General features: G+C 67.7%; 23 protein-coding genes. 13 read left to right on the top strand and 10 right to left on the bottom strand.

Annotation, left to right across the window (positions count from 1 at the left end; translation table 11 throughout):
* Nucleotides 1-153: 153 nt before the first annotated feature.
* Both recA and alaS read left to right on the top strand, forming a co-directional pair.
* Nucleotides 154-1188: a recombinase RecA gene (gene recA, locus BGO82_RS10550; protein ID WP_291305512.1), complete on the top strand. Its 1035-nt coding sequence runs from the start codon at nt 154-156 to the stop codon at nt 1186-1188.
* Between the two features lie 466 nt (nt 1189-1654).
* Nucleotides 1655-4294: an alanine--tRNA ligase gene (alaS, locus tag BGO82_RS10545; protein ID WP_291305511.1), complete on the top strand. Its 2640-nt coding sequence runs from the start codon at nt 1655-1657 to the stop codon at nt 4292-4294.
* Between the two features lie 85 nt (nt 4295-4379).
* Here alaS and BGO82_RS10540 read toward each other — a convergent pair whose 3' ends face one another.
* The 4 genes from BGO82_RS10540 to BGO82_RS10525 form a co-directional block, all read right to left on the bottom strand.
* Entirely contained in the window at nt 4380-5378 is a 999-nt protein-coding gene (locus BGO82_RS10540; RefSeq protein WP_291305510.1) for a DMT family transporter, read from the bottom strand.
* 75 nt (nt 5379-5453) lie between these two features.
* A complete protein-coding gene (locus BGO82_RS10535; protein WP_291305509.1) occupies nt 5454-6428 on the bottom strand; it encodes a glycerophosphodiester phosphodiesterase family protein in 975 nt (324 codons plus the stop codon).
* A gap of 61 nt (nt 6429-6489) precedes the next feature.
* On the bottom strand, nt 6490-7227 hold the full coding sequence (locus BGO82_RS10530; RefSeq protein ID WP_291305508.1) for a DUF2807 domain-containing protein: 738 nt from the start codon (nt 7225-7227) through the stop codon (nt 6490-6492).
* 1 nt (nt 7228) lies between these two features.
* On the bottom strand, nt 7229-8440 hold the full coding sequence (locus tag BGO82_RS10525) for an NADP-dependent isocitrate dehydrogenase (RefSeq protein WP_291305507.1): 1212 nt from the start codon (nt 8438-8440) through the stop codon (nt 7229-7231).
* A gap of 160 nt (nt 8441-8600) precedes the next feature.
* Between BGO82_RS10525 and BGO82_RS10520 the strand changes: the two genes are divergently transcribed.
* Together BGO82_RS10520 and fabF are read left to right on the top strand one after the other, a co-directional pair.
* Nucleotides 8601-9017, top strand: coding sequence for a MarR family winged helix-turn-helix transcriptional regulator (locus BGO82_RS10520; protein WP_291305506.1), 417 nt, complete (start codon nt 8601-8603; stop codon nt 9015-9017).
* Between the two features lie 13 nt (nt 9018-9030).
* The gene (gene fabF / locus BGO82_RS10515) at nt 9031-10299 is read left to right on the top strand and encodes a beta-ketoacyl-ACP synthase II (RefSeq protein WP_291305505.1); all 1269 of its coding nucleotides are present in this window, start codon (nt 9031-9033) and stop codon (nt 10297-10299) included.
* Here fabF and BGO82_RS10510 read toward each other — a convergent pair.
* The 3 genes from BGO82_RS10510 to BGO82_RS10500 are packed head-to-tail and all read right to left on the bottom strand — an operon-like array spanning nt 10268 to nt 11444.
* Nucleotides 10268-10672 carry a TfoX/Sxy family protein gene (locus BGO82_RS10510; protein ID WP_291305504.1) on the bottom strand — a complete coding sequence of 135 codons (405 nt, stop codon included), beginning with the start codon at nt 10670-10672 and terminating at the stop codon, nt 10268-10270. The two genes, fabF and BGO82_RS10510, sit on opposite strands and share 32 nt — an antisense overlap.
* Nucleotides 10669-10998 (bottom strand): TfoX/Sxy family protein, encoded by a 330-nt coding sequence (locus BGO82_RS10505; protein ID WP_291305503.1) that lies wholly within the window; start codon nt 10996-10998, stop codon nt 10669-10671. The genes BGO82_RS10510 and BGO82_RS10505 overlap by 4 nt, the downstream gene beginning before the upstream one ends.
* Nucleotides 10995-11444 (bottom strand): GFA family protein, encoded by a 450-nt coding sequence (locus tag BGO82_RS10500; protein ID WP_291305502.1) that lies wholly within the window; start codon nt 11442-11444, stop codon nt 10995-10997. The genes BGO82_RS10505 and BGO82_RS10500 overlap by 4 nt, the downstream gene beginning before the upstream one ends.
* Before the next feature lie 78 nt (nt 11445-11522).
* Between BGO82_RS10500 and BGO82_RS10495 the strand changes: the two genes are divergently transcribed.
* From BGO82_RS10495 to BGO82_RS10470, 6 genes are all read left to right on the top strand, one after another.
* Nucleotides 11523-12155: a GNAT family N-acetyltransferase gene (locus BGO82_RS10495; protein ID WP_291305501.1), complete on the top strand. Its 633-nt coding sequence runs from the start codon at nt 11523-11525 to the stop codon at nt 12153-12155.
* A 76-nt stretch (nt 12156-12231) separates the two neighbouring features.
* Nucleotides 12232-12825 carry a GNAT family protein gene (locus BGO82_RS10490; RefSeq protein WP_291305500.1) on the top strand — a complete coding sequence of 198 codons (594 nt, stop codon included), beginning with the start codon at nt 12232-12234 and terminating at the stop codon, nt 12823-12825.
* A 32-nt stretch (nt 12826-12857) separates the two neighbouring features.
* Entirely contained in the window at nt 12858-13670 is an 813-nt protein-coding gene (locus tag BGO82_RS10485; RefSeq protein ID WP_291305499.1) for an RNA methyltransferase, read from the top strand.
* 35 nt (nt 13671-13705) lie between these two features.
* A complete protein-coding gene (locus BGO82_RS10480) occupies nt 13706-14950 on the top strand; it encodes an MFS transporter (RefSeq protein ID WP_291305498.1) in 1245 nt (414 codons plus the stop codon).
* A gap of 346 nt (nt 14951-15296) precedes the next feature.
* Nucleotides 15297-15914 carry a 30S ribosomal protein S4 gene (gene rpsD / locus BGO82_RS10475; protein WP_291305497.1) on the top strand — a complete coding sequence of 206 codons (618 nt, stop codon included), beginning with the start codon at nt 15297-15299 and terminating at the stop codon, nt 15912-15914.
* A gap of 185 nt (nt 15915-16099) precedes the next feature.
* On the top strand, nt 16100-16504 hold the full coding sequence (locus tag BGO82_RS10470; protein ID WP_291305496.1) for a GFA family protein: 405 nt from the start codon (nt 16100-16102) through the stop codon (nt 16502-16504).
* A gap of 2 nt (nt 16505-16506) precedes the next feature.
* Here BGO82_RS10470 and sbmA read toward each other — a convergent pair whose 3' ends face one another.
* Nucleotides 16507-17802, bottom strand: coding sequence for a peptide antibiotic transporter SbmA (gene sbmA / locus BGO82_RS10465; RefSeq protein ID WP_291305495.1), 1296 nt, complete (start codon nt 17800-17802; stop codon nt 16507-16509).
* 142 nt (nt 17803-17944) lie between these two features.
* Here sbmA and ttcA point away from each other — a divergent pair, with 142 nt between their 5' ends.
* Genes ttcA through BGO82_RS10450 form a run of 3 tightly spaced genes read left to right on the top strand, consistent with a single transcriptional unit; the run spans nt 17945 to nt 20400 of the window.
* Nucleotides 17945-18808 (top strand): tRNA 2-thiocytidine(32) synthetase TtcA, encoded by an 864-nt coding sequence (gene ttcA / locus BGO82_RS10460; protein WP_291305494.1) that lies wholly within the window; start codon nt 17945-17947, stop codon nt 18806-18808.
* 20 nt (nt 18809-18828) lie between these two features.
* Complete coding sequence (locus BGO82_RS10455; RefSeq protein WP_291305493.1) at nt 18829-19650, top strand: inositol monophosphatase family protein; 822 nt, start codon at nt 18829-18831, stop codon at nt 19648-19650.
* A 33-nt stretch (nt 19651-19683) separates the two neighbouring features.
* Complete coding sequence (locus tag BGO82_RS10450) at nt 19684-20400, top strand: class I SAM-dependent methyltransferase (RefSeq protein WP_291305492.1); 717 nt, start codon at nt 19684-19686, stop codon at nt 20398-20400.
* An 80-nt stretch (nt 20401-20480) separates the two neighbouring features.
* Here BGO82_RS10450 and BGO82_RS10445 read toward each other — a convergent pair whose 3' ends face one another.
* Nucleotides 20481-21737: a multidrug effflux MFS transporter gene (locus tag BGO82_RS10445; protein ID WP_291305491.1), complete on the bottom strand. Its 1257-nt coding sequence runs from the start codon at nt 21735-21737 to the stop codon at nt 20481-20483.
* 99 nt (nt 21738-21836) lie between these two features.
* Nucleotides 21837-23069, bottom strand: coding sequence for an MFS transporter (locus tag BGO82_RS10440; protein WP_291305490.1), 1233 nt, complete (start codon nt 23067-23069; stop codon nt 21837-21839).
* Between the last annotated feature and the right edge of the window lie 104 nt (nt 23070-23173).

The following is a 23173-nucleotide window of genomic DNA, read 5'->3' as shown; positions in this document are numbered from 1 at the left end:
CGAAATGCCTCTTGACGATTTGGAAACAAAATGAGAACAAAGTAGGCACATACACCGCACGTACCGACGCGCTTTCCGCCCGTCCTCCGGCATGGAATAAGGAGAATCTCTATGGCTGCTGCAGCCGCACCGCTTCGCGTTATCGAGGGTTCCATGGACAAGGACAAGGCGCTTGCCGCCGCGCTCAGCCAGATCGAGCGCAATTTCGGCAAGGGCACCGTGATGAAGTTCGACCAGGGCGCGATCGTCCAGGTCGAGGCCATTTCCACGGGGTCGCTCGGGCTCGATATCGCGCTGGGCATCGGCGGCCTGCCGCGCGGCCGCATCATCGAGGTGTTCGGGCCGGAAAGCTCGGGCAAGACCACCCTGGCCCTGCACGTCGTGGCCGAAGCCCAGAAGAACGGCGGCATCTGCGCCTTCGTCGACGCCGAGCATGCGCTCGATCCGGTCTATGCCAAAAAGCTCGGCGTCAAGGTCGACGAGCTGCTGATCTCCCAGCCCGATTCCGGCGAGCAGGCGCTCGAGATCGCCGACACCCTGGTGCGCTCCGGCGCCATCGACGTGCTGGTGGTCGATTCGGTCGCCGCGCTCACCCCCAAGGCCGAGCTCGAGGGCGAGATGGGCGACGCGCTGCCGGGCCTGCAGGCCCGCCTGATGAGCCAGGCCATGCGCAAGCTCACCGCCTCGATCTCCAAGTCGAAGGCCATGGTGATCTTCATCAACCAGATCCGCATGAAGATCGGCGTCATGTACGGTTCGCCGGAAACCACCACCGGCGGCAACGCCCTGAAGTTCTACTCCTCGGTGCGCCTCGACATCCGCCGCATCGGCGCCATCAAGGAGCGCGAGGAGGTCATCGGCAACCAGACCCGCGTCAAGGTGGTCAAGAACAAGCTCGCCCCGCCGTTCCGCCAGGTCGAATTCGACATCATGTATGGCGAGGGCATCTCCAAGACCGGCGAATTGCTCGATCTCGGCGTCAAGTCCGGCGTCGTCGAAAAGTCCGGCGCCTGGTTCTCCTACGACAGCCAGCGGCTGGGCCAGGGCCGCGAGAACGCCCGCCAGTTCCTCAAGGACAACCCCCAGATCTCCGACGCCATCGAGGCGTCGGTGCGCGAAAGCTCGGGCCTGCTCAACGAGGCCCTGCTGTCCGGCCCGGAAGGCGACGAGGCCGCCGACAGCGAATAACCCATTCGAACCTGTCACGGGGTTCGGTCAGAGGGCGACGGGTCACCCCCGTCGCCCTTGTTGTTTTTTACGCCTCCCATCGGGTGTGAGGTGCGTCACACCCGATGGGTGTGGGAGCTAGGGAACAGCCTCATCCACCCGTGCCATCCCCGCGACAGCGGGGACCCAACCCGACATTGGCGCCAGGAGTGGCGTGGGTCCTGTTTTCGCAGGGACGACAGCCGAGCCGACGCCGGTCTGCACGCTCATCCAGGCGGCATGGGCTTCGCCAACGCGGGGACCCATGCCCCCCAGCGCCGGCCCCGAATTGGCTCCCCGCTGTCGCAGGGACGGCACCGGCATGCGGGAGCCTCCCGCGCGCCGCCGCCCTCATCGCAGTGGACATAGCCGCAAGCCCCGCGATAGAAGGCCTTTCCTGACGTTGCGGCGGCATTGAGCCGCCCTTTTTCTTGTGACGAGACGTGCCATGCAGAGCGTGAACGATATCCGGTCTTCCTTCCTCGGCTTCTTCGAGAAGAACGGGCACACCATTGTCCCCTCGTCGCCGCTGGTGCCGCGCAACGATCCGACGCTGATGTTCACCAATGCCGGCATGGTGCAGTTCAAGAACGTCTTCACCGGCGCCGAAAAGCGCGACTATGTGCGCGCCACCACGGCGCAGAAATGCGTGCGCGCCGGCGGCAAGCACAACGACCTCGACAATGTCGGCTTCACCGCGCGGCACCACACCTTCTTCGAAATGCTCGGCAATTTCTCCTTCGGCGACTATTTCAAGGAGCGCGCGATCGAGCTCGCCTGGAACCTGCTCACCAAGGAATGGGGCCTGCCGGCAGCCAAGCTCACCGCCACCATCTACCAGGATGACGACGAGGCGATGGCGCTGTGGAAGAAGATCGCCGGCCTGCCGGAGGAGCGCATCGTCCGCCTCGGCGCCAAGTCGAACTTCTGGCAGATGGGCGACACCGGCCCGTGCGGCCCGTGCTCGGAAATCTTCTACGACCACGGCGACAAATACTGGGGCGGCCCCCCGGGCACGCCCGAGGAGGACGGCGACCGCTTCGTCGAGATCTGGAACCTCGTCTTCATGCAGTTCGAGCAGCTGCCGGACGGCTCGCGCATCCCGCTGCCGAAACCCTCGGTCGACACCGGCTCCGGCCTCGAGCGCGTCGCCGCGGTGATGCAGGGCACCAACAACAATTACGAGATCGACCTGTTCCGGGCGCTGATCGCCTCGGCGCAGCAGGCCACCGGCTACACTGGCGACCCCGCCAACCCCAGCCTGCGCGTCATCTCCGACCATCTGCGTTCGATGAGCTTCCTCATCGCCGAGGGCGTGCTGCCCTCCAATGAAGGCCGCGGCTACGTGCTGCGCCGCATCATGCGCCGCGCCATGCGCCACGCGACCCTGCTCGGCGCCGCCGAGCCGGTGATCCACAGGATCGTGCCCACGCTGGTGCGCGAGATGGGCCAGGCCTATCCCGAGCTGGTGCGCGGCGAGCAGATGATCGAGGAAACCGTCCGCCTCGAGGAGCAGCGCTTCCTCAAGACCCTGAGCCGCGGCCTCGCCATCCTCGACGACGCCACCGCCGATCTCAAGCAGGGCGACATGCTCGAGGGCGTCACCGCCTTCAAGCTCTACGACACCTACGGCTTCCCGCTCGATCTGACGCAGGACGCGCTGCGCACCCGCGGCATCACCGTCGACCTGTCCGGCTTCGAGGACGCCATGGCGCGCCAGCGTGCCGAGGCGCGGGCGAGCTGGTCGGGCTCCGGCGAGGTCGGCGAGGACAAGGTGTGGTTCGCCGTCGCCGACAAGGTCGGCCCCACCGAATTTCTGGGCTACGAGACCGAAGCCGCCGAAGGCGTGGTCACCGCGCTGGTCAAGGACGGCCGCATGGTCGACGAGCTCAAGGCCGGCGAGGAGGGCTACGTCGTCCTCAACCAAACGCCGTTCTACGGGGAGAGCGGCGGCCAGGTCGGCGACACCGGCAGCATGTCGTTCGAGCAGAACGCCGCCGACGTGCTCGACACCGTCAAGAACCAGGGCGTCTTCGGCCATCGCGTCAAGGTCACCGCCGGCGCGCTGCGCATCGGCACGCCGCTCGGCCTGCTGGTCGACCACCAGCGCCGCTCGGCCATCCGCGCCAACCATTCGGCGACGCATCTGCTGCACGAGGCGCTGCGGCTGGTGCTCGGCGACCACGTCGCCCAGCGCGGCTCGCTGGTGACGCCCGACCGGCTGCGCTTCGACTTCGTCCACACCAAGCCGATCACGGCGCAGGAGCTGGCCGAGGTCGAGGACATCGCCAACGACATCGTGCTGCAGAACTCCCCGGTCGAAACCCGCCTGATGGGGGTCGAGGAGGCCAAGCAGTCCGGCGCCCGCGCTCTGTTCGGCGAGAAATACGGCGACGAGGTGCGCGTCGTGTCGATGGGCGATCCCACCGGCAACGCCGTCGGCTGGTCGGTCGAGCTGTGCGGCGGCACGCATGTGCGGCGCACCGGCGACATCGGCCTCATCACCGTGCTCGGCGACAGCGGCGTCGCCGCCGGCGTGCGCCGCATCGAGGCGCTCACCGCGCGCGGCGCCCGCCACCATGCGCGCAGCAACGCCAATCTGGTGCAGAGCGCCGCCGACGTGCTGCGCACCACGCCGGCCGACATGCTGCCGCGCATCGAGGCGCTGCAGGACAACCTCAAGAAGGCCGAGCGCGCGCTCAGCGACGCGCAGAAGAAGCTGGCGCTCGGCGGCGCGTCCGGCGCCGCGGCGACCGCGGCCGAGACGGTCAACGGCACCGCCTTCGTCGGCCGCGTCGTCGAGGGCGTGCAGGCCAGGGATCTGCGTGGCCTGGTCGATGCCGAAAAGAAAAAGCTCGGCTCCGGCGTCGTCGCCCTCGCGCTCCGGGGCGAGGACGGCAAGGGCACCGTCGCGGTCGGCGTCACCGACGATCTGACGAGAAAATTCTCGGCCGCCGATCTGGTGAAGCGGGCCACGGCGGCGCTGGGCGGGCAGGGCGGCGGCGGCCGTCCCGACATGGCCCAGGGCGGCGGTCCCGATGGCGGCAAGGCGGCGGATGCCGTGGCGGCGGTGCGCTCAGCGCTCTGACCCCACCCCCGCGGTTGGCCGAGCGGACGCTCTCGCGGCCGATCGGCCAGAGCAAATAGGGAAGCCTCCAGCCGTGGCGGCCGACTCAGCGCTCCGACGACGTCGCCTCGGCGGCGCCGGCGATCGGCGCCTCCAGCACCGCGCCTTCCTCGTCGATGGCGCGCAGCGGCCGCGTCGACTCGCGCAGCACCGACGGCCCCTCGCCGCCCTGCGACAGATGCGGCAGGAAGCGGATGCGCGTGCGGTCGTCGAGCACGTTGAAGATGCCGGCCACCACGATCGCGGCCAGCCCGATATAGGCGATGCCGTCGGGATATTCGTAGTAGAACACCGCCCCGAACAGGATGGCCCAGAAGATCTGGCTGTACTGGATCGGCGCCACGAGGCTCGCCGGCGCATGCCGCGTCGCGGCGATGAACAGCATGTTGCCGGTGCCGCCCAGCGCCCCCACCGTCAGCAGCAGCGCGAGCTGCCGCAGGTCCAGCAGGTGGAAGGCGCCGGTGATCACCATCATGGCGCCGTTGACCACAAGGATATAGAGCGAGGCGACGCCGATCAGGCTGATCCGCTGCTCCTCCTTGGCGATCCGCCGCAGCACGCTGGTGGTGACGGCGCCGCAGACCGCCGCCATGATCGCCGCGAGGTGCCCCAGATGCAGCTCGCGGAAGCCCGGCCGCACTACGATCAGCACGCCGATGAAGCTCGCCGCCAGCAGCGCCCAGCGCGGCACGCTGACCTTTTCGGCCAGCAGCCACACCGAGATGAACACGATGAACACCGGCGCGAGGAACGCCAGCGAATACGCCTCGGCCAGCGGAATCGTCACGAAGGCGTAGATGATGCAGAGGTTGCCCAGCATGCCGCTGACGCCGCGCATGTTGAGCAGCCACGGATGCTTGAGGTGGAACAGCCGCCACCAGCTTTCGCCCTTGGGCGTGGTGAAGATCACCGGGATCAGCGAGAACAGCGTGGTGAAGAAGGCCAGCTCGTAGACGGAAAGGCCGCTGCCCAGGCCCTTGATGATGGCGTCGCAGCACGAATAGAGCGCATACGCGCTAAGGGCGAAAAGGACGCCGGGAGGCATCTGGAACTCGAGGACTCGGGGTGGGAGCTTGGCTACCTATACGCTCGGCGGCGGGATGCGTCGATGGCTGACATGTCAGTTTCGGGCCTTGAGGAGCGGCGCGATCGTCGCGATCTCGTTGGTCCAGATGTAGCCTGAAAAGTCCGCCGGGATGGCCGCGGCCTCGGCGGCCGTGTCGATGCCGGAGGTGCCGGCGTCGCCCGGGCTGTAGGGGCCGATCAGGATCACCTCCGAGCCGGCCGCCTGCATGCGGTCGATGAAGCGGTTGGGCCAGCCCCACAGCAGCCAGGCGAAGTTGATCGGCACCATCACCATGGTGTCGCGGCACGGCGCCGGCACGATGCCGGTCCAGCCATAGCCCAGATATTGGGTTACGCAGCCGATCATCTGCTTGCCGCCCCAGGCCTTGATGTCGGGCAGCTTGGCCTTGGCCTCGAACACCGGCGCGTCGCCGCCATAGGCGCCCCACACCGCCGACGTCCACTCCGGATGCGCGGCCACGAAATCGGCCAGCATGTCGCCCTCGCGCTGCTCCTTGGACTTGAAATTGATGATGAAGTGCTTGTCGGGCATCGCCGCCATCACCTCCTCCAGCGACGGCATCATGCCCACGCCGGTGCCGCGCAGCGGAAACGTCTTGCCGCCGTCGGCGGTGTAGCCGTAGCCGACATCGAGCGTCTGGAGATAAGCGAGGTCGTGCGATCGCGTCTCGCCGGTGCCCTCGGTGCGGCAGTTGAGCGTCCAGTCGTGGAACACCGCGAAATGCCCGTCGGTGGTCGGATGCACGTCGAGCTCCACGGCATAGGCGCCGGCGGCGAAGGCGCCCTGCATCGCCGGCAGGGTGTTCTCGATCTCGGGCACGATCGGCTCGCGGATGCGCGTCGCCGTGCAGGTGTCGTTCTTGACGCCGGCAAGGTCGAACGCCTGGTGCATGCCGCGATGCGCGATGAGGCGGATGCCGCCGTCCGGCGCCGGCGCCAGCCACGACGCGTTCCACAAATAGATCGCGCCGATGACCACCACCAGCCCGACGAGAATCCGCTTGATCATGCTGCCCTCCGCCCTCCACCTCGGATGCGCAAGCTATGTGGCGAGGACATGGCGGCCGCCGCTACTCGACGCGAATGCTGCCGCCGTTCTTCGACACGGTATGGGTGCGCGCTGGCCTGCCGCGCACGGTGATGCTGGCGCCGTTGCTGGCCTCGGCATCGACCGAGCGGCTGGCGCCGATGCCGAGCGCCGCGCCGCCCGTGGCGCGCGCCACCACGTCGGCGCAGGCGAGGGCCACGGCGTCGAGGCGCCCCCCGGCGCTGGAGCTGGCGTCGGCGCTGTCGCAGGCGCCCGAAATCACCAGGCTGCCGCCGCCATTGGCGCGCAGCACGAAGGCGGTGCCGCGCGCCTCGTGCGCCGTGATCGACGCGCCGCCGTCGGCTTCCGCGCTCAGCGCCTCGCCGGTCCAGTTGGAGATGTCGATGGAGGCGCCGCCGCTGGCAAGCATCGCGCCGAGCTCTGCCACGCCGATGTCGAGCGTCACCCGATGCTTTCCGGCATCGAGCGCTTTCGTCTCCATCCAGGCGCGCAAAATGCCGTCCTTGACCTCGGTGCGCAGCGCAGCGAGCCCCGGCGCATCGCCATGCGCCACCACCGAAATGGCGCCGCCCGTATGGACGACCGCGGCGATGTCGGAGGAAACCTCGATTGCGGTGAAGGCCGGGGCGTCGATGCGCTTGTCGTCGGCGCCCGCCATGGCCGGCGCCAGCATCGCCAGCGCCAAGAGGCTCGCGCCGATGGACCGCCGTTCCAGCCGGCGGCCGGCGCCGGGATCGCGTGGAACCCGGCGGCGCGCCATGTCAGGCCATCGCCGTCTTGAGGTTGGCGTCGATCGCATCGAGGAACCCCAGCGTGCTGAGCCATTGCTGGTCGGGACCGACGAGCAGGCTCAGATCCTTGGTCATCTTGCCCTCCTCGATGGTTGCCACGGTGACCTTCTCGAGCGTATCGGCGAACTTGCCCAGCTCGATATTGTGGTCGAGCTTGGCCCGGTGCGCGAGGCCGCGGGTCCAGGCGAAGATCGAGGCGGTGGAATTGGTCGAGGTTTCCTTGCCCTGCTGGTGCTGCCGGTAGTGGCGGGTCACCGTGCCGTGCGCCGCCTCGGCCTCGACGATCTTGCCGTCGGGCGTCATCAGCACCGAGGTCATCAGGCCGAGCGAGCCGAACCCCTGCGCCACGGTGTCGGACTGCACGTCGCCGTCGTAGTTCTTGCAGGCCCACACATAGCCGCCGCTCCACTTCAGCGCCGAGGCCACCATGTCGTCGATCAGCCGATGCTCGTACCAGATCTTCAGCTCTTCGAACTTGGCCTTGTACTGGCTGTCGTAGATCTCCTGGAAGATGTCCTTGAAGCGCCCGTCATAGGCCTTGAGAATGGTGTTCTTGGTGCTGAGGTAGCACGGCACCTTGCGGTTGATGGCGTAGTTGAACGAGGCATGCGCGAAGTCGCGGATGGAGTCGTCGAGGTTGTACATCGCCATCGCCACGCCGCCGCCCGGATAGTCGAACACGTCGTGCTCGATCACCTTGCCGTCCTCGCCGGTGAACTTGATCGTCAGCTTGCCCTTGCCGGGAACGACGAAATCGGTGGCCTTGTACTGGTCGCCGAAGGCGTGGCGGCCGACGATGATCGGCTGCGTCCAGCCCGGCACCAGCCGCGGCACGTTCTTGCAGATGATCGGCTCGCGGAAGATCACGCCGCCCAGGATGTTGCGGATGGTGCCGTTGGGCGACTTCCACATCTTCTTGAGCTTGAACTCTTCGACGCGCGCCTCGTCCGGCGTTATGGTCGCGCATTTGATGCCGACGCCGTATTTCTTGATGGCGTTGGCGGCGTCGATCGTCACCTGGTCGTTGGTCTTGTCGCGGTTCTCGACGCCGAGGTCGTAATATTCGATCGGCAGGTCGAGATAGGGAAGGATCAGCTTGTCCTTGATCGCCTGCCAGATGATGCGGGTCATCTCATCGCCGTCGAGGTCGACGACAGGGTTGGCGACTTTGATCTTGGACATAGAGGTCTCCTCAGGGAATGCTGCGGCGCGCTATAGCACGAAACAGCAAGCGGAGAAGGGGACTAGGCGGCCTCGACGCCGTCTGCCGAGGCTGCCCGGATGGAGACAGCGCAGCCGAGCCGACCTTGACACCGTGTAGATACACGCTATCTCTCGCCCCATGCCGGACGATTTCAGCCAGTGCCTGGTGTCCAATTCGCGCATGGCGGCGCGCGCGGTCACCCGCCGCTACGACGCCTATCTGCGGCCGTTCGGCATCACCGCGACGCAGCTCTCGCTGCTCGGGGGCCTGGGCGAGATGCCCGGAGTCACCGTCAGCGCCCTGGCCGAGGCGCGCGGCTTCGACCGCACCACGCTGACCCGCAATCTCGACAAGCTCGAGGCCATGGGGCTGGTCGCCTCCCGGCACCCCGACCGCGGCAATGGCCGCATCCCGGAAGTGACGCCCAAGGGCGCGGCGCTGGTCGCCGACGTGCTGCCGTCGTGGCGGCGGGCGCAACTCGACATGCAGGCCGAGCTTTCATCCACAATCTTCGACGACAGCATCAAGATGCTGCAGCGTCTCGCCAAAGTCTGAAAGGGATTTTGACATGGCCGATTCCGATCCGATTGTCGTCACCGGCATGGGCGCCGTCTCGCCGCTGGGGGTTGGCGTCGACGCCAACTGGCAGGCGCTGATGGCGGGCCGCAGCGGCACCGTCGTCAACACGCGTTTCGACACCACCGAATTCGCCTGCAAGATCGCGGGGCTGGTGCCCGGCAAGGAGCAGCCCGACGGCTTCGACCCGACGCGAGTCATCGATCCCAAGGACATCAAGAAGATGGACCTGTTCATCCAGTACGGGCTGGGCGCCGCGGCCGAGGCGCTGGCGCAGTCCGGCTGGGTGGCCGACACGCCGGAAAAGCAGGCGGTGACCGGCACCATCATCGGCTCGGGCGTCGGCGGCTCGCCGGTGATGGCCGAGGCGGTCAACATCATCAACGACAAGGGGCCGCGGCGGCTGTCGCCGTTCACCGTGCCGAGCTTCCTCGCCAACCTCGCGGCCGGCTGGATTTCCATCAAATACGGCTTCAAGGGACCGATCGGCGCGCCGGTCACCGCCTGCGCCGCCTCGGCCCAGGCCATCGGCGACGCCATGCGGCTGATCCGCACCGGCGAGGCCGAAGTGATGGTGTGCGGCGGCGCCGAGGGCTCGGTCGATCCCATCTCGATCGGCGGCTTCGCCGCGAGCCGCGCCCTCGACACCAGCCACAACGACACCCCCACCGAGGCCTCGCGCCCTTTCGACAAGGGCCATGCCGGCTTCGTTTTGTCGGAGGGCGCCGCGGTCATCGTCATCGAAAAGCTGAGCCACGCGCTCGCCCGCGGCGCCACCCCGCTCGCCATCGCGGCCGGCTACGGCACCTCGGCCGACGCCTACCATCTGACCGCCGGCTCGCCCGACGGCGCCGGCGCCCAGGTCGCCATGAACCAGGCGATCCGCAGCGCCGGCCTCCGCCCCGACGATATCGGCTACGTCAACGCCCACGCCACCTCCACCGAGGTCGGCGACAACGCCGAAATCAACGGCATCCGCGCCGTGTTCGGCGACCGTGGCCAATCGCTGGCGGTGAGCTCGACCAAATCGGCCACCGGCCATATGCTGGGAGCCGCCGGCGCCATCGAGGCGGTGTTCTCCATCCTCGCGCTCCGCCACCAGATGCTGCCGCCCACGCTCAACCTGCACGACCCGGAAGAGGTGGCGAAACAGTTCGACCTGGTGCCGCTCGAGGCCAAGCCGAAGACACTGAAGCACGCGCTCAGCAACTCCTTCGGCTTCGGCGGCGTCAACGCGTCGCTGGTGTTTTCCGCGGTTTAGCCGCCCGCCTGGCCGGCTTCGGCGCCTCGATCGGCATCTGCGCCACCCAGCGCTCGGCGGTGCGCACCCAGTCGGCCAGGTCGTCGTCGTCCTCGATGGCGTCGGCGTCGATCCACACGAAGCCGGTCATCGGCCGGTCGCGATGCATCATCTGCGTGGCGCCGGGCCGGGCCAGCGCCGCGTCATTGTGCTCGCGGCCGACGCTGAGGAGGATGCGGCCGTCCTTCTTGCAGCCGACCAGGATGTGGCCGTTGAGCAGGAAGGTCAGGCCGCCGAACATCTGCTTTTCGCTGATCCGCGGATCGCCCTCGAGCAGCAGGCGGATGCGGTCGACGAGGTGGTCGAGCGTCGAACTCCTCGCGGCGGTCTTCATTTTGGCGGCAGGCTCCTGACGTAGGCGCGGGCGGTGGCGATCCAGTCCTTGAGCGCGGCGGCGTCGGGCAGGGCGTCCGGATCGACCGCGACGAAGCCGCTCATCGTCCGCGAGCCCATCTGCATCCGGGACGTCCCGGGCCGCGCCAGCGCCGCCTCCATCTTTTCGGGATCGATCCGCACCAGCAAATCCCCGTTGGCCGTGGTCGCCACCAGCATGTTGCCGTCCAGCATGAAGCCGATGCCGCCGAACATGGCCTTTTCGGCCAGCCCCTTGGGCAGCAACGGCCGGAGCCGCACGGCGAGCGCATCTGAGGCGGCGGTCACATCATCGCTCCGCCGTCGCGATAGGTCTGGTGCTGCGGCAGGGCGGCGTCGATCACATCCCACTCGCGGTGGCTGCGCGCAAAGATCAGCTGGTTGGGCGCGTACCACGCCGCCGCCGCGGCGCCGAACAGGCCGACCGGCAGCATCGCGAGCTCCGCCGCCCGGCTCGATTGCGCCAACAGCGGCGTGCCGCAATCGGGGCAGAAGCTGCTGGTCAGCGTCGCGCCGGAATTGGCGGGACGGCTGAAGCTGCGCGTTTCGCCGGTGACGCTGACATCGGCCCGCCGCGCCAGCACGATGGCGGCATGGCCGGTGCCGGTGGCGCGCTGGCAGTCCTCGCACGAGCACAGGAACATCGACAGCACCTTGCCGGCAAAGTGCAGCGAAACGCCGCCGCAGGCGCAGCGGGCCGTAAGGTCGACGACAGGGCGGGGCGCGCGGTCCATGCGCCGGAGGCTGCACCGGCGGACGTTGCGCCGCAAGCGGTTGATTTGCCGGCGCGACGGGCTTACCTCCGGCCAGCCATGAGCCAGAGCCAGCCGCTTCCTATCCCGGCCGCCGTCCTCTACGTGCCGCGCTACCCCATCGAGACGGCGCGGCTGCGGCTTCGGCCGTTCAACCGCGGCGACGTCGACGCCGTCTATTCCTACCGCAGCCGGCCGGACGTGGCCGAATATCTGTTCGACGAGCCGATGAACCACGAGGAATGCGCCGAAGCGGTGCGGGCCCGCACCACGCAGGTGGCGTTCTCGGGGGAGGGCGACAAGATCCTCCTGGCCGTGGAGCGCCGCGACGACAGCCGGCTGATCGGCGAGGTGTCGCTGATCTGGCGCAGCGTCGCCGACCGGCAGGCCGAGATCGGCTACATCTTCCACCCCGACGTGCACGGCCGGGGCTATGCTACCGAGGCCGCGTGCGGGCTGCTGGCGTTCGCCTTCGCCGATGCCGGCATGCACCGCGTCTACGCGCGCTGCGACGCCCGCAACACCGCTTCGTTCCGCGTCATGCAGCGGCTGGGCATGCGCCAGGAGGCGCATTTTCGCGAGCATGCGCATTTCAAGGGGCGCTGGGACGAGGAGCGAATCTTCGCCATCCTCGATCGCGAGTGGGGCGGCGCGCAGCGCTGCGACGGATTTGTGACGATCACGAAAATTTAGTTCAGATGGCGGCCGGAACTGGGCCGTCGCGGGTCACGTTTTGTGGTCAGGGCTTAGCGCGCAGCGGAGGGCGCCAATGGCTATATCTGACCAGACCATCAAAACCGAACGATTGATCCTGCGGCCCTTCGAGAAATCCGATCTCGACGGGGTGCTGAGCTACTATTCGCTGCCCGACGTGCAGCGCTACCTCGACTGGAAGGCGCGCGACAAATCGGAGGCCAAGGCGGCCTTCGAATCGATGCGCAAGCAGACCCGCCTCACCCGGCCGGGTGAAGTGCTGACCCTCGCCATCGTGCGCAAATCCGACGGCAAGGTGATGGGGCACGTGTCGCTGCGCTACACCGACTCCACCGCCGCGCAGGGCGAAATCCGCTTCGCCATCGGACCGCTGTTCCGCAACAAGGGTTATGCCTCCGAGGCGGTGAAGGCGGTGGTGACCCTCGGCTTCGAGGAGTTCCGCCTGCATCGCGTCTATGCCCGCACCGCCGGCCAGAACGAGGCCTCGGCCCGGCTGCTGAAGCGGCTCGGCATGCGGCTCGAGGCGCATTATCGCGAGCACGCGCTGTTCCAGGGCGAGTGGGACGAGGAACTGCACTTTGCCGTGCTCGACCGCGAATGGAGCCGCGGCGCCAAGGTGCACGAGATCACCCGCCACAAGGTCGCTTGATCTTCCCGCGGCTTCCGCCGTAAGTGCCGGCCATGGCCGGCACCGACAAGACCCAGAAATTCGAGTATCGCCCGAGCCCCGCGATCATCCTGTGCGAACCGCAGCTCGGCGAGAACATCGGCACCACGGCGCGGGCCATGGCCAATTTCGGCCTGTGGGATCTGCGGCTGGTCAACCCGCGCGACGGCTGGCCCAACGAGAAGGCGGTGGCCGCCGCCTCGCGCGCCGACCACGTGATCGAGCGGGTGCGGGTGTACCCGAGCACCGAGGCGGCGATCGCCGATTTGTCGCTGGTCTACGCCACCACCGCCCGCCGCCGCGACCTGCAGAAGCCGGTGCTGGGTCCGGAAGAGGCCTCGCAGCGGGTGATCGCCCATATCGAAACCGGCGCCGGCGGCGCCGGCATCCTGTTCGGCCGCGAGCGCTGGGGCCTCTATAACGAGGAGGTGGCGCTCGCCGACGCCATCGTGACGCTGCCGGTCGAGGCCGCCTTCGCCTCGCTCAACATCGCCCAGGCGGTGCTGATCATGGCCTATGAGTGGCGGCGCCAGACCGACCTCGGCAACAGGCTGCTGTTCTCCGAAACCGTCGCCGAGCCCGCCACCAAGGGCGAATTGCTGAGCCTGTTCGAGCATCTCGAGCGCGCGCTCGACGAGGCCGGGTTCTTCACCGCCCCCGACAAGCGGCCGCACGTGGTCAACAACCTCCGCGCCATGCTGAGCCGCGGCACCCTGTCGGGCCAGGAGGTGCGCACCCTGCACGGGGTGATCTCCGCGATCGAGCGCAAGCACGAGCGCCCCAAGGCCAACCGTCCGAACCGGGGGCAGGCGGGCGAGCCGATTTGACCGCATCGGGCCGGCGTGCGATGGGCTCGGCTGCCATGTCCTCTCCCGCCGGTTCGGCCGCTCCTGCCACCAGGGCCTTCGCCTATCGCGACTACCGCCTGTTCTGGGCCACCTCGCTCTGCTCGAGCTTTGCCGCGCAGATCGCCTCGGTATCGCTGGGCTGGCAGGTCTACGACATTACCCGTTCGCCGCTGCTGCTCGGGCTGGTCGGGCTGGCGCAGTTCCTGCCGGCGCTGCTCCTGGTGCTGGTGACCGGCCTCGCCGCCGACCGCTTCCCGCGCCGCCGCATCATCCAGGCGGCGCTGGCGGTGGAAGCGTGCTGCGGCCTCGCCTTCCTCGCCTTTTCGCTCCAGCATCTGCACATCATCTGGCCGTTCTTCGTGGTGCTGGTCTGCCTCGGCACCGCCCGCGCCTTCATCGGCCCCGCCGGTGCCTCGCTGGCGCCCAACCTCGTGCCGCCGCAGGCGCTCGCCAACGCGGTGACCATGAACGCCACCGCCTGGCAGCTGGCCGGCATCGTCGGCCCGGTGGTGGGCGGCCTGCTCTACGGCGTCGGCCCGGCCGTCGCCTACGGCACCGCCGTGGCGCTGGTGGGCGTCGCCGCCATCGCCATTGGCCAGGTGCACCAGCAGCCGCGCAGCAGCAGCGAGCCGAGCAGCGTGCAGACGCTGCTGGCCGGCTTCCGCTACATCTTCGACCAGAAGGTGGTGCTGGGCGCCATCTCGCTCGATCTGTTCGCCGTGCTGATGGGCGGCGCGGTGGCGCTGCTGCCGGTGTTCGCCCGCGACATCCTCGAGGTCGGCCCCTGGGGCCTCGGCCTGCTGCGAGGCGCCCCCGGCGTCGGCGCCATCGCCACGGCGCTCCTCCTCGCCCGCTTCCCCATCCGCGACAATGCCGGGGTGATCCTCTTCGTCTTCGTGGGCGGCTTCGGCCTGTTCACGCTGCTCTTCGGCCTCTCCACCAGCGTCTGGTTGTCGGTGCCGCTGCTCGCTTTGATCGGCGCCTGCGACATGGTGTCGGTGTCGATCCGCGAGACCATCATGCAGCTGTGGACCCCCGACAGCGTCCGCGGCCGGGTGAACGCCGTCAATTCGGTGTTCATCGGCGCCTCCAACGAGCTCGGCGAGTTCCGCGCCGGCGTCATGGCGGCCTGGATCGGCGCCCAGGCGGCAGTGGCGCTCGGCGGCGCCGCGACCATGGCGGTGGCCGCCATCTGGAGCCAGAGCTTCCCCGGCCTCCGTCGCCAGCGCACGCTGGACCGGGCGATGGTCGAGGGCTGACGGAGCGTTTCGCGTCTTGGTGGACGCGCCTCTGCGCTTGGGCCGCTCGCCCCCGGAAGGGGAGGCGATGGAACCGATACAACGATGGTTCAGTCAGGCTCCCCTCCCCCTTGCCCTTGCGGGGAGGGGACGGGGTGGGGGCCACGTCCACCGGAGTCGATCTCGTCGTGAAATACCCTACCGCGTCAGCTTGACTTTGCCGGGCTTTGCCCGTATCCGACCGCCACTTTCGGGGCTTGACCCCAAAAGCGCACCCGGGATCGTTGTTTCAATGGTCTGTCGGTCCTGCCGCAAGGCAGGGCAGAGGAGGGCGCAATCTCTTTCGACGTTCCATGAAAGGATTACGATGTCGAAGCGCATTGAAGCCAAGCACAAGATCGACCGCCGTCTGGGCGAGAACCTGTGGGGCCGTCCGGCCTCGCCGCTCAACGCCCGCGCCTACGGCCCCGGCCAGCACGGCCAGCGCCGCAAGGGCAAGACCTCGGACTACGGCCTGCAGCTGCGCGCCAAGCAGAAGCTCAAGGGCTATTACGGCTCGATCACCGAAAAAGCCTTCCACAAGCTCTATGTCGAGGCCGCGCGTATCAAGGGCGACACCGGCGAGCGCCTGATCGGCCTGCTCGAGAGCCGTCTCGACGCCATCGTCTACCGCGCCAAATTCGTGCCGACCGTGTTCGCCGCCCGCCAGTTCGTCAGCCACGGCCACATCCTGGTCAACGGCAAGCGCGTCAACATCCCGTCCTACCAGGTCAAGCCGGGCGACAAGGTCGAGGTGAAGGAGAAATCCAAGCAGCTCGGCATCGTGCTCGAAGCCAACCAGCTCGCCGAGCGCGACGTGCCGGAATATGTGGAAGTCGACCACGGCAAGCAGGTCGCCACCTACGTCCGCGTCCCGGCCCTGGCCGACGTGCCGTACCCGGTGCAGATGGAACCGAACCTGGTGGTCGAGTTCTACTCGCGCTGACCGCGTTCTGCTCCGAAATTCAAAGGCCGCCCTCAGGGCGGCCTTTTTGTTTGTGAGGGCTCCCCCATCCACCGGGTCATTCCCGCGAAAGCGGGAACCTCTGTTTTTTCGGGTTCCTGCTCCGACGCCACCTGCGGCCCCTTTGCTTTGGTGCTAGCCTTGGCTTCGGAAAGCCGGGAGAAATCATGCACGTAGACGGCCAATGCCATTGCGGCGCCATCGCCTTCGCGGCGGAGATCGATCCTGACCGCGTCCGCATCTGCCACTGTACCGATTGCCAGCAGCTTTCGGGCACGGCGTTCCGGGTGACAGCGCCCTGCGCCGAACAGGATTTCCGGCTGCTGCGCGGCGAGCCGCGCATTTACATCAAGGTGGCCGACAGCGGCAAGCGGCGACAGCAGGCCTTTTGCCGTGACTGCGGCTCCCCGCTCTGGGCCACCAGCGACGAGCCGGCGGGGTCGAGGAAGCTCGGGCTCAGGGTCGGTGCGTTGGCCCAGCGCGCCAGTCTGGCGCCGAAGCGCCAGTATTTCTTCCGCTCTGCGCTGCCCTGGCTACCGACGCTTCCTGGCCAAGTCTTCCACGACGACTGAGCCTACTCCGGCATCACCTGCGGTGCCGCCCCCGCCGGCACGGAGGCCGTCGCCAGGTAGCGCGGGTCGTTGTAGTCGTTGGCGAAGATCTTGGAGCTCAGCGGGATCTGCCGCTCGAAGCCGCGCAGGCGCTGGTAGATCGAGATCAGATTGATGATCGTCGTCCACGAATTCATCAGGAAGCTGAACGAATCCGCCACCTGCCCGAAGGCGTTCAGCACCTGGTTGAAGATGCCGAAGGTGATGGCGCCGGCGACGATCGTCGGTCCCATCGCCAGGTACGGGAAGAACTGGCTGGCGTTGATGAAGGCGTACCGGAAGACGTTGAAATAGGTGTAGTGGAAATAGATGCGGAAATAGTTGCGCTGCACGTTCTTGAACAGCTCGCGCACCGTCACCGGCTGCGCCCGGCCCGCCTCGTCCTCGCCATAGACCAGTTCCTTGCGGTAGGCCGCCTCGACCCGCTGGTTGGCGAAGTTGAGGCCGGGCAGGCGGACGCCCGCCACCGCGAACAGCACCGTGCCGAACACCGCCTGGAACAGCGCCAGCCACACCAGGCTCCCCTCGACGTGGCCGAAGAACGGCAAATCGACGATGTGGCTCGACAGCCCCCACAGGATCGGCAGGAACACGATCAGCGTCATGAACGACGAGATGATGTTGAGCCCGATGCCCTCGACGATCTGCGAGAAGTTCTGCGTGTCTTCCTGCACGCGCTGCGCCGCACCCTCGATGGTGCGCACCTGCGGCCAGTTGGCCATGTAGTAGAACGTCATCGCCCGCCGCCAGCGGAACAGGTAATGCGCGTTGAGGAAGGCGTTGAGCACCAGCACGAAGATGTTGACCGCGAACACGATGGCCACGGTCGCGATCTGCCCCAGATACTGGTCGATGCTGACCGAATTGGGCTTGGCCAGGGCGCTCTGGATCAGGTCGTAGAACGAGCCGTACCAGTCGTTCAGCCAGGCGCTCACCTGCACGTTGAAGTAGATCACCTCGAAGATCGTCACCGAGCCGACCACGCTCCACCAGTACCAGCGCCGGTTGTCGTTGAAGATCGCCCAGGGCACGCAGAACAGATAGCCGGCGAGGATCACGTATTCGTACAGCCACACCCGGTGCGCGTCGAAGAACGGTTCGGCGGCGCCCGGCGTCGGATGCACCGCCAGCCATGGCCCGAGGCTCAGATACGGCTCCAGCGCCGGTCCGGCTGTGAACCAGAGCGTCATCGCCACGGCGGTCCAGGCGACCGCGGAGATGAAGAAATTGACCGGCGAGGGGAAGAACGAGCGGAACACGGGAAGCAGCTCTCCTCGGGCGCTAAGGTTCTGTTATGTAACTGGAAGAAACGGGCCGGAGCAAGGAATTGGCATGGCCTTACCCCGATGTAATCCACCTAAACGCATTGTTATCTCGGGGCCTGCGGCGTAGGACACCGCCATGAACGAGATCGTCAGCGCCGACCGCATCGAAGAGAGCGCCGAGGACGCCGCCGGCGCCCATCCGATGTTCCGCGCCGCGCCGCGCTCGGTCGAGTTCAACAAACTCAGGAAGCGCCTCGTCCGCCTCACCCGCGAGGCGATCGACAAATTCGCCATGGTCCGGCCCGGCGAGCGCTGGCTGGTGGCGCTGTCGGGCGGTAAGGACAGTTACGGCCTCCTCGCCATCCTGCTCGACCTCAAATGGCGCGGTCTGCTGCCGGTCGAGCTCATCGCCTGCAACCTCGACCAGGGGCAGCCGAACTTCCCCAGGCACATCCTGCCCGGCTTCCTCGAGGCCAACGGCATTCGCCACCGCATCGAGTATCAGGACACCTACTCCATCGTCACCGACAAGCTGCCCGAGGGCGCCACCTATTGCTCGCTCTGCTCGCGGCTCAGGCGCGGCCATCTCTACCGCATCGCGCGCGAGGAGGGCTGCTCGGCGCTGGTCCTCGGCCACCACCGCGAGGACAGCCTCGAAACCTTCTTCATGAACCTCTTCCACGGCGGCAAGCTCGCCGCCATGCCGCCGAGACTGCTCAACGACGAGGGCGACGTCGAGGTGCTGCGGCCGCTAATCTACTGCGCCGAGCCCGACCTCGCGCGCTTCGCCGAGCACATGGCCTTCCCGATCATCCCCTGCGATCTCTGCGGCAGCCAGGAGGGGCTGGAGCGCAACGCCATGAAGGCGATGCTCGACGACATCGAGCGCAGGATGCCCGGCCGCAAGGACGTGATGATCCGCGCCCTCGGCAACATCCGCCCCAGCCACATGCTCGATCCCAAGCTGTTCGACTTCCTCGGCCTCCGCCCGCTTGCCTGACATCTGAAAGACCGTTCCACATGCCTGAGATCGACGTCATCGAGCTTGCCGACATCCTGCGCGATGCGGCCAGGGCGGAAATCCTGCCGCGCTTCCGCCGGCTGGACCCGGAGACGGTGCACACCAAGAGCAGCCCGACCGATCTCGTCACCGAAGCCGACACCGAGGCCGAAAAGCGCATCACCGCCGTGCTCAACCGGCGCTGGCCTCAGGCGGTGGTGATCGGCGAGGAGGCAGTCTCCGCCGACCCCGGCGTGCTGCAGCGGCTCGCCGGCGCCGATCTGGCGGTGACGCTCGATCCCGTCGACGGCACCGCCAATTTCGCCGCCGGGCTGCCGCTCTATGCGGTCATGGCCGCAGTCGTCGCCCGGGGCGAAACCGTCGCGGGCATCATCTACGATCCGATGGGCGACGACTGGGTGCTGGCCGAGCGCGGCGCCGGCGCCTTCCTGCGCCGCCCCGACGGCGAGACGCGGCGCCTCAGGGTGGCCGAGCCGGTGCCGCTGGCCCAGATGGTGGCGCATGTCTCGATCGGCTTCCTGCCGCCGCACGCGAAGGTGCAGGTGCTGGGCAATCTCGCCAAGCTGGCGATCTCGGCCAACTATCGCGTCGCCGGCCACGACTACCGCACCTTCGCCAGCGGCCACTGCCACGCCGTGATGTTCAACAAGCTGATGCCGTGGGACCATCTGCCTGGAACGCTGATCTCGGTGGAGGCGGGGGCCTGTGTGCGCAAATTCGACGGCTCCGCCTACCGCCCGAGCGATCTCGGTGGCGGCCTGCTGCTCGCCACCGACCAGGACAGCTGGAGCCTTTTGCGTCGCGAGGTGTTCACGGTATAGGCTCGGCAGAGCCATGCAGGGCGGAGGAGCGCCGTGGATCTCAAGGACTATTGGGCCATCGCCGAGGCCGACATCGAAATCCAGAACCCGGTGACCGACCGCAAGCTCCGGCTGCTCGACGATTATTGCGACATCCGCGACGGCCTGCGCGTCCTCGACGTGGGCTGCGGCAAGGCCTGGCTGATGCGGCAATGGGCCGATCGCCACGCCATCGACGGCACCGGGCTCGAGCTCAATCCGGCGTTCATCGACTTCGCCCGCCGCCGGCAGCCGGCGCGCGGCCGCATCGACTATGTCGAGGGCCCGGCGGAGGATTTCGTCCCCGAGCCCGATAGCTATGACGTGGTGCTCTGCCTCGGCGCCACCTTCGCCCTCGGCGGCTTCGTGCAGGCGGTGGAGTGGATGGTCGCCGCGACCCGGCCCGGCGGCGCCGTGGTGGTCGGCGACCTGACGCTGAAGCACCGGCCGGCCGTCAACACCCACCAGCACCTGCCGCTCGACGCCATCGAATCCCTGGGCGTGGTGCAGCGCCACGGCGCCGACGTGTCGGCGATGATCTCGGCCTCCGACGCCGATTTCGAGCGCTACGCCAGCCACCACCGGCACGCCACGCTGCGCTGGGCCAGGGAGCACCCGGACCATCCCGACCACGACGAGGTGCTCGACAAGAGCCGCGCCGGCTGGGACTACTATTTGCGCACCATCCGCCCGATGCTGGGCTGGACCGTGCTCGTCGGCCTCAAGACCTGACCGCAGGTCGCCGCCACCGATATCGCAGTCGGGCCCCGCTGGGGTGGGGCCACCAGCACCGGCCGGCGGATGCGTCCGCGCTACTCCGCCATCGCCGTCGCCGGCGGCGCCTGGTACTCGACGCCGACGCCGAACAGCCGGCCCTTTTCGGCGATCAGCACGCAGCCCAGCACCAGCACGCCCATCACCACATAGGCCAGCGAATTGGGGATCAGCGTGCCGTTGAACTGCTGGCCGATGAAGGTGCCGATCAGCGCGCCGCCCACCGTCTGCATGAAGCCGAACACCGCCGCGGCGGTTCCGGCGACCGCGCCGAGCGGCTCCATGCTCAGCGAATTCATGTTCGACGTCGCCCAGGCGAACACGAACTGCAGCACCATCAGCAGCGCGTAATACACCCAGAAATTGACCGGCCCGAGCAGCGCCAGCACCAGCATCGCCACGCCGCAGGCGACGTAGATCAGCGTCGCGAGGTGGCTGATGCGGCGCATGCCGAAGCGCTTCACCACCACCGAATTGAGGAAATTGGCCAGCGCCATCAGCAGCGCCACGCTGGCGAAGGCCACCGGGAACAGCGTTCCGAGCCCGTAGATGCCCACGAAGATCTGCTGCGTGCAGATGATGAAGCCGAACATCGCCGAAAAGAACAGCATGCCGGCGAGGCCGTAGAAGAACGCCACGCGATTGGTGAACACGACGCGGAATCCCGCGCCGATCACCGACAGCTTGAGCTCGCGGCGATATTCGGGGTGCAGCGTTTCGGGCAGGCGCAGCCAGGCCCAGATGCCGAACACCGTGGCGAGCCCCGCCATCAAGAGGAAGATGTAGTGCCAGCTGCCGAACAGCAGGATCACCTGGCCGATGCCCGGGGCGATGATCGGGATCGCCATGAACACCATGAAGGCCAGCGACATCACCGAGGCCATCTCGCGCCCCGAATAGCGGTCGCGGATCACCGAAATGGCGATGACGCGCGTCGCCGCCGCCCCCAGCCCCTGGCAGAAGCGCAGGGCGAGCAGGATGGCGAAGGTCGGCGCGAACGTTGCAAGGAACGCGCACAGCACGTAGAGCGCCATGCCCACGAACAGCGGCGCCCGCCGGCCGAAGCGGTCGGTGATCGGCCCGAAGGCGAGCTGCGCCGCGCCGAACCCGATCATGTAGGCCGACACCACGAGCTGCCGCTCGTTCTCGTTCGATACCCCCAGCGCGTCGCCCATATAGGGCAGGGCCGGCAGCATGACGTCGATCGCCAGCGCGTTGAGCGCCATCAGCGCCGCAACAAGGCCAATGAATTCCGGCCGGGAAAGGACCCGGTTGAGGTGGGACTGCTCTGCCATGTGATATCCATCGGGCGAGGAGGAGGCGACCCGAGAGGGTCGGACCATGAACCTGCCGTCCCGCCTTTGCAAGCTCGGGATGCCAGGACGTTTAAGAACTTAGGCGGCAACCGCGTGAAATTTGCGGTCCGCAATCTCCCGGATCGGCAAATTGATCGCCGCCGAGCCGAGCCCCAGCAGGATGCCGAGGTACCACACCAGGCTGTACGAGCCGGTGGTGTCGTAGACATAACCGCCCAGCCACACCCCGACGAACGAGCCGATCTGGTGGCTGAGGAAGGCGACGCCGTACAGCATCCCCATGTAGCGCGGCCCGAAGAACAGCGTCACCAGCCCCGCCGTCAGCGGCACCGTCGACAGCCACAGAAAACCGATGGCGGCCGAGAACAGGTACGCCGTCAGCGGCGTCACCGGGAAGAACACGAAGCCGGCGATGGCCAGCGCCCTGAGGAAATAGATCGAGGCCAGCAGCAATTGCTTGGGCAGCTTGCCGCCCAGATACCCTGAGGCCAGCGAGCCGGCGATGTTGAACAGCCCGATGATGGCGATCGACCAGCCGCCCACCTCCGGGCTCAGCCCGCATTGCACCAGATAGGCCGGCATGTGGACGTTGATGAACGCCAGGTGGAAGCCGCACACGAAGAACCCGATCACCAGCAGCCGGTACGAGCCGAAGCCCCAGGCCCGCGACAGCGCCTGCATGAACGGCAAATCGGCGGCGCCCGACGCCTGCTCGGTCTTGCCGCGCAGCGCGAAGGCGAGCGCCAGCGCGATGGCGAGGAACAGCGCCAGGTAGACCAGCGCGCTCTGCCAGCCGAAGGCCGAAATGAAGCCCTGGCCGATCGGCGCGAAGATGAACTGGCCGAACGACGAGGCGGCGGTGGCGACCCCGAAGATCAGCGGCCGCTTCTCCTGCGGCACGTTGCGGCCGAAGGCGATCATCACGATCGAGAACGACGAGGCCGAAATGCCGACGCCGCACAGGATGCCCGCGGTCAGGTTCAGCAGCAGCGCGCTCGGCGACACCACCATCAGCACCAGCCCCGCGGCATAGATCACCAGCCCGGCGACGATCACCCGCGCCGTGCCGCGCTTGTCGGCGATGGCGCCGGCGAACGGCTGCACGATGCCCCACACCAGGTTCTGGATCGCCATCGCCATGCCCCACGCCTCGCGGCTCAGCCCGAGCTCGGCGGTGGCCGGCAGGGTGAACAGCCCGAAGCTGGTGCGGATGCCGTTGGTGATCGCCGCGATCACGCAGCCGGCGACGACCACGAGGATCAGCGGCACGGCGGCGGAGCGGGCGGCAGGTGCGGAGACGGCAAGGCTCATGGGCAAACTCTAGCCGAGGTTCGGAACAGCCCGAAACGACATGTTGTGATGGCACCCATCATCGCCGCTCATGCGCAAAAACGAAATCCCCGGCCGCGGGGCCG

This window comes from Devosia sp. 67-54, assembly GCF_001899075.1.
Classification (GTDB): Bacteria; Pseudomonadota; Alphaproteobacteria; order Rhizobiales; family Devosiaceae; genus Devosia_A.
The sequence above is the reverse complement of the archived record's forward strand: the minus strand, read 5'-3'. Positions and strand labels throughout refer to the sequence as shown.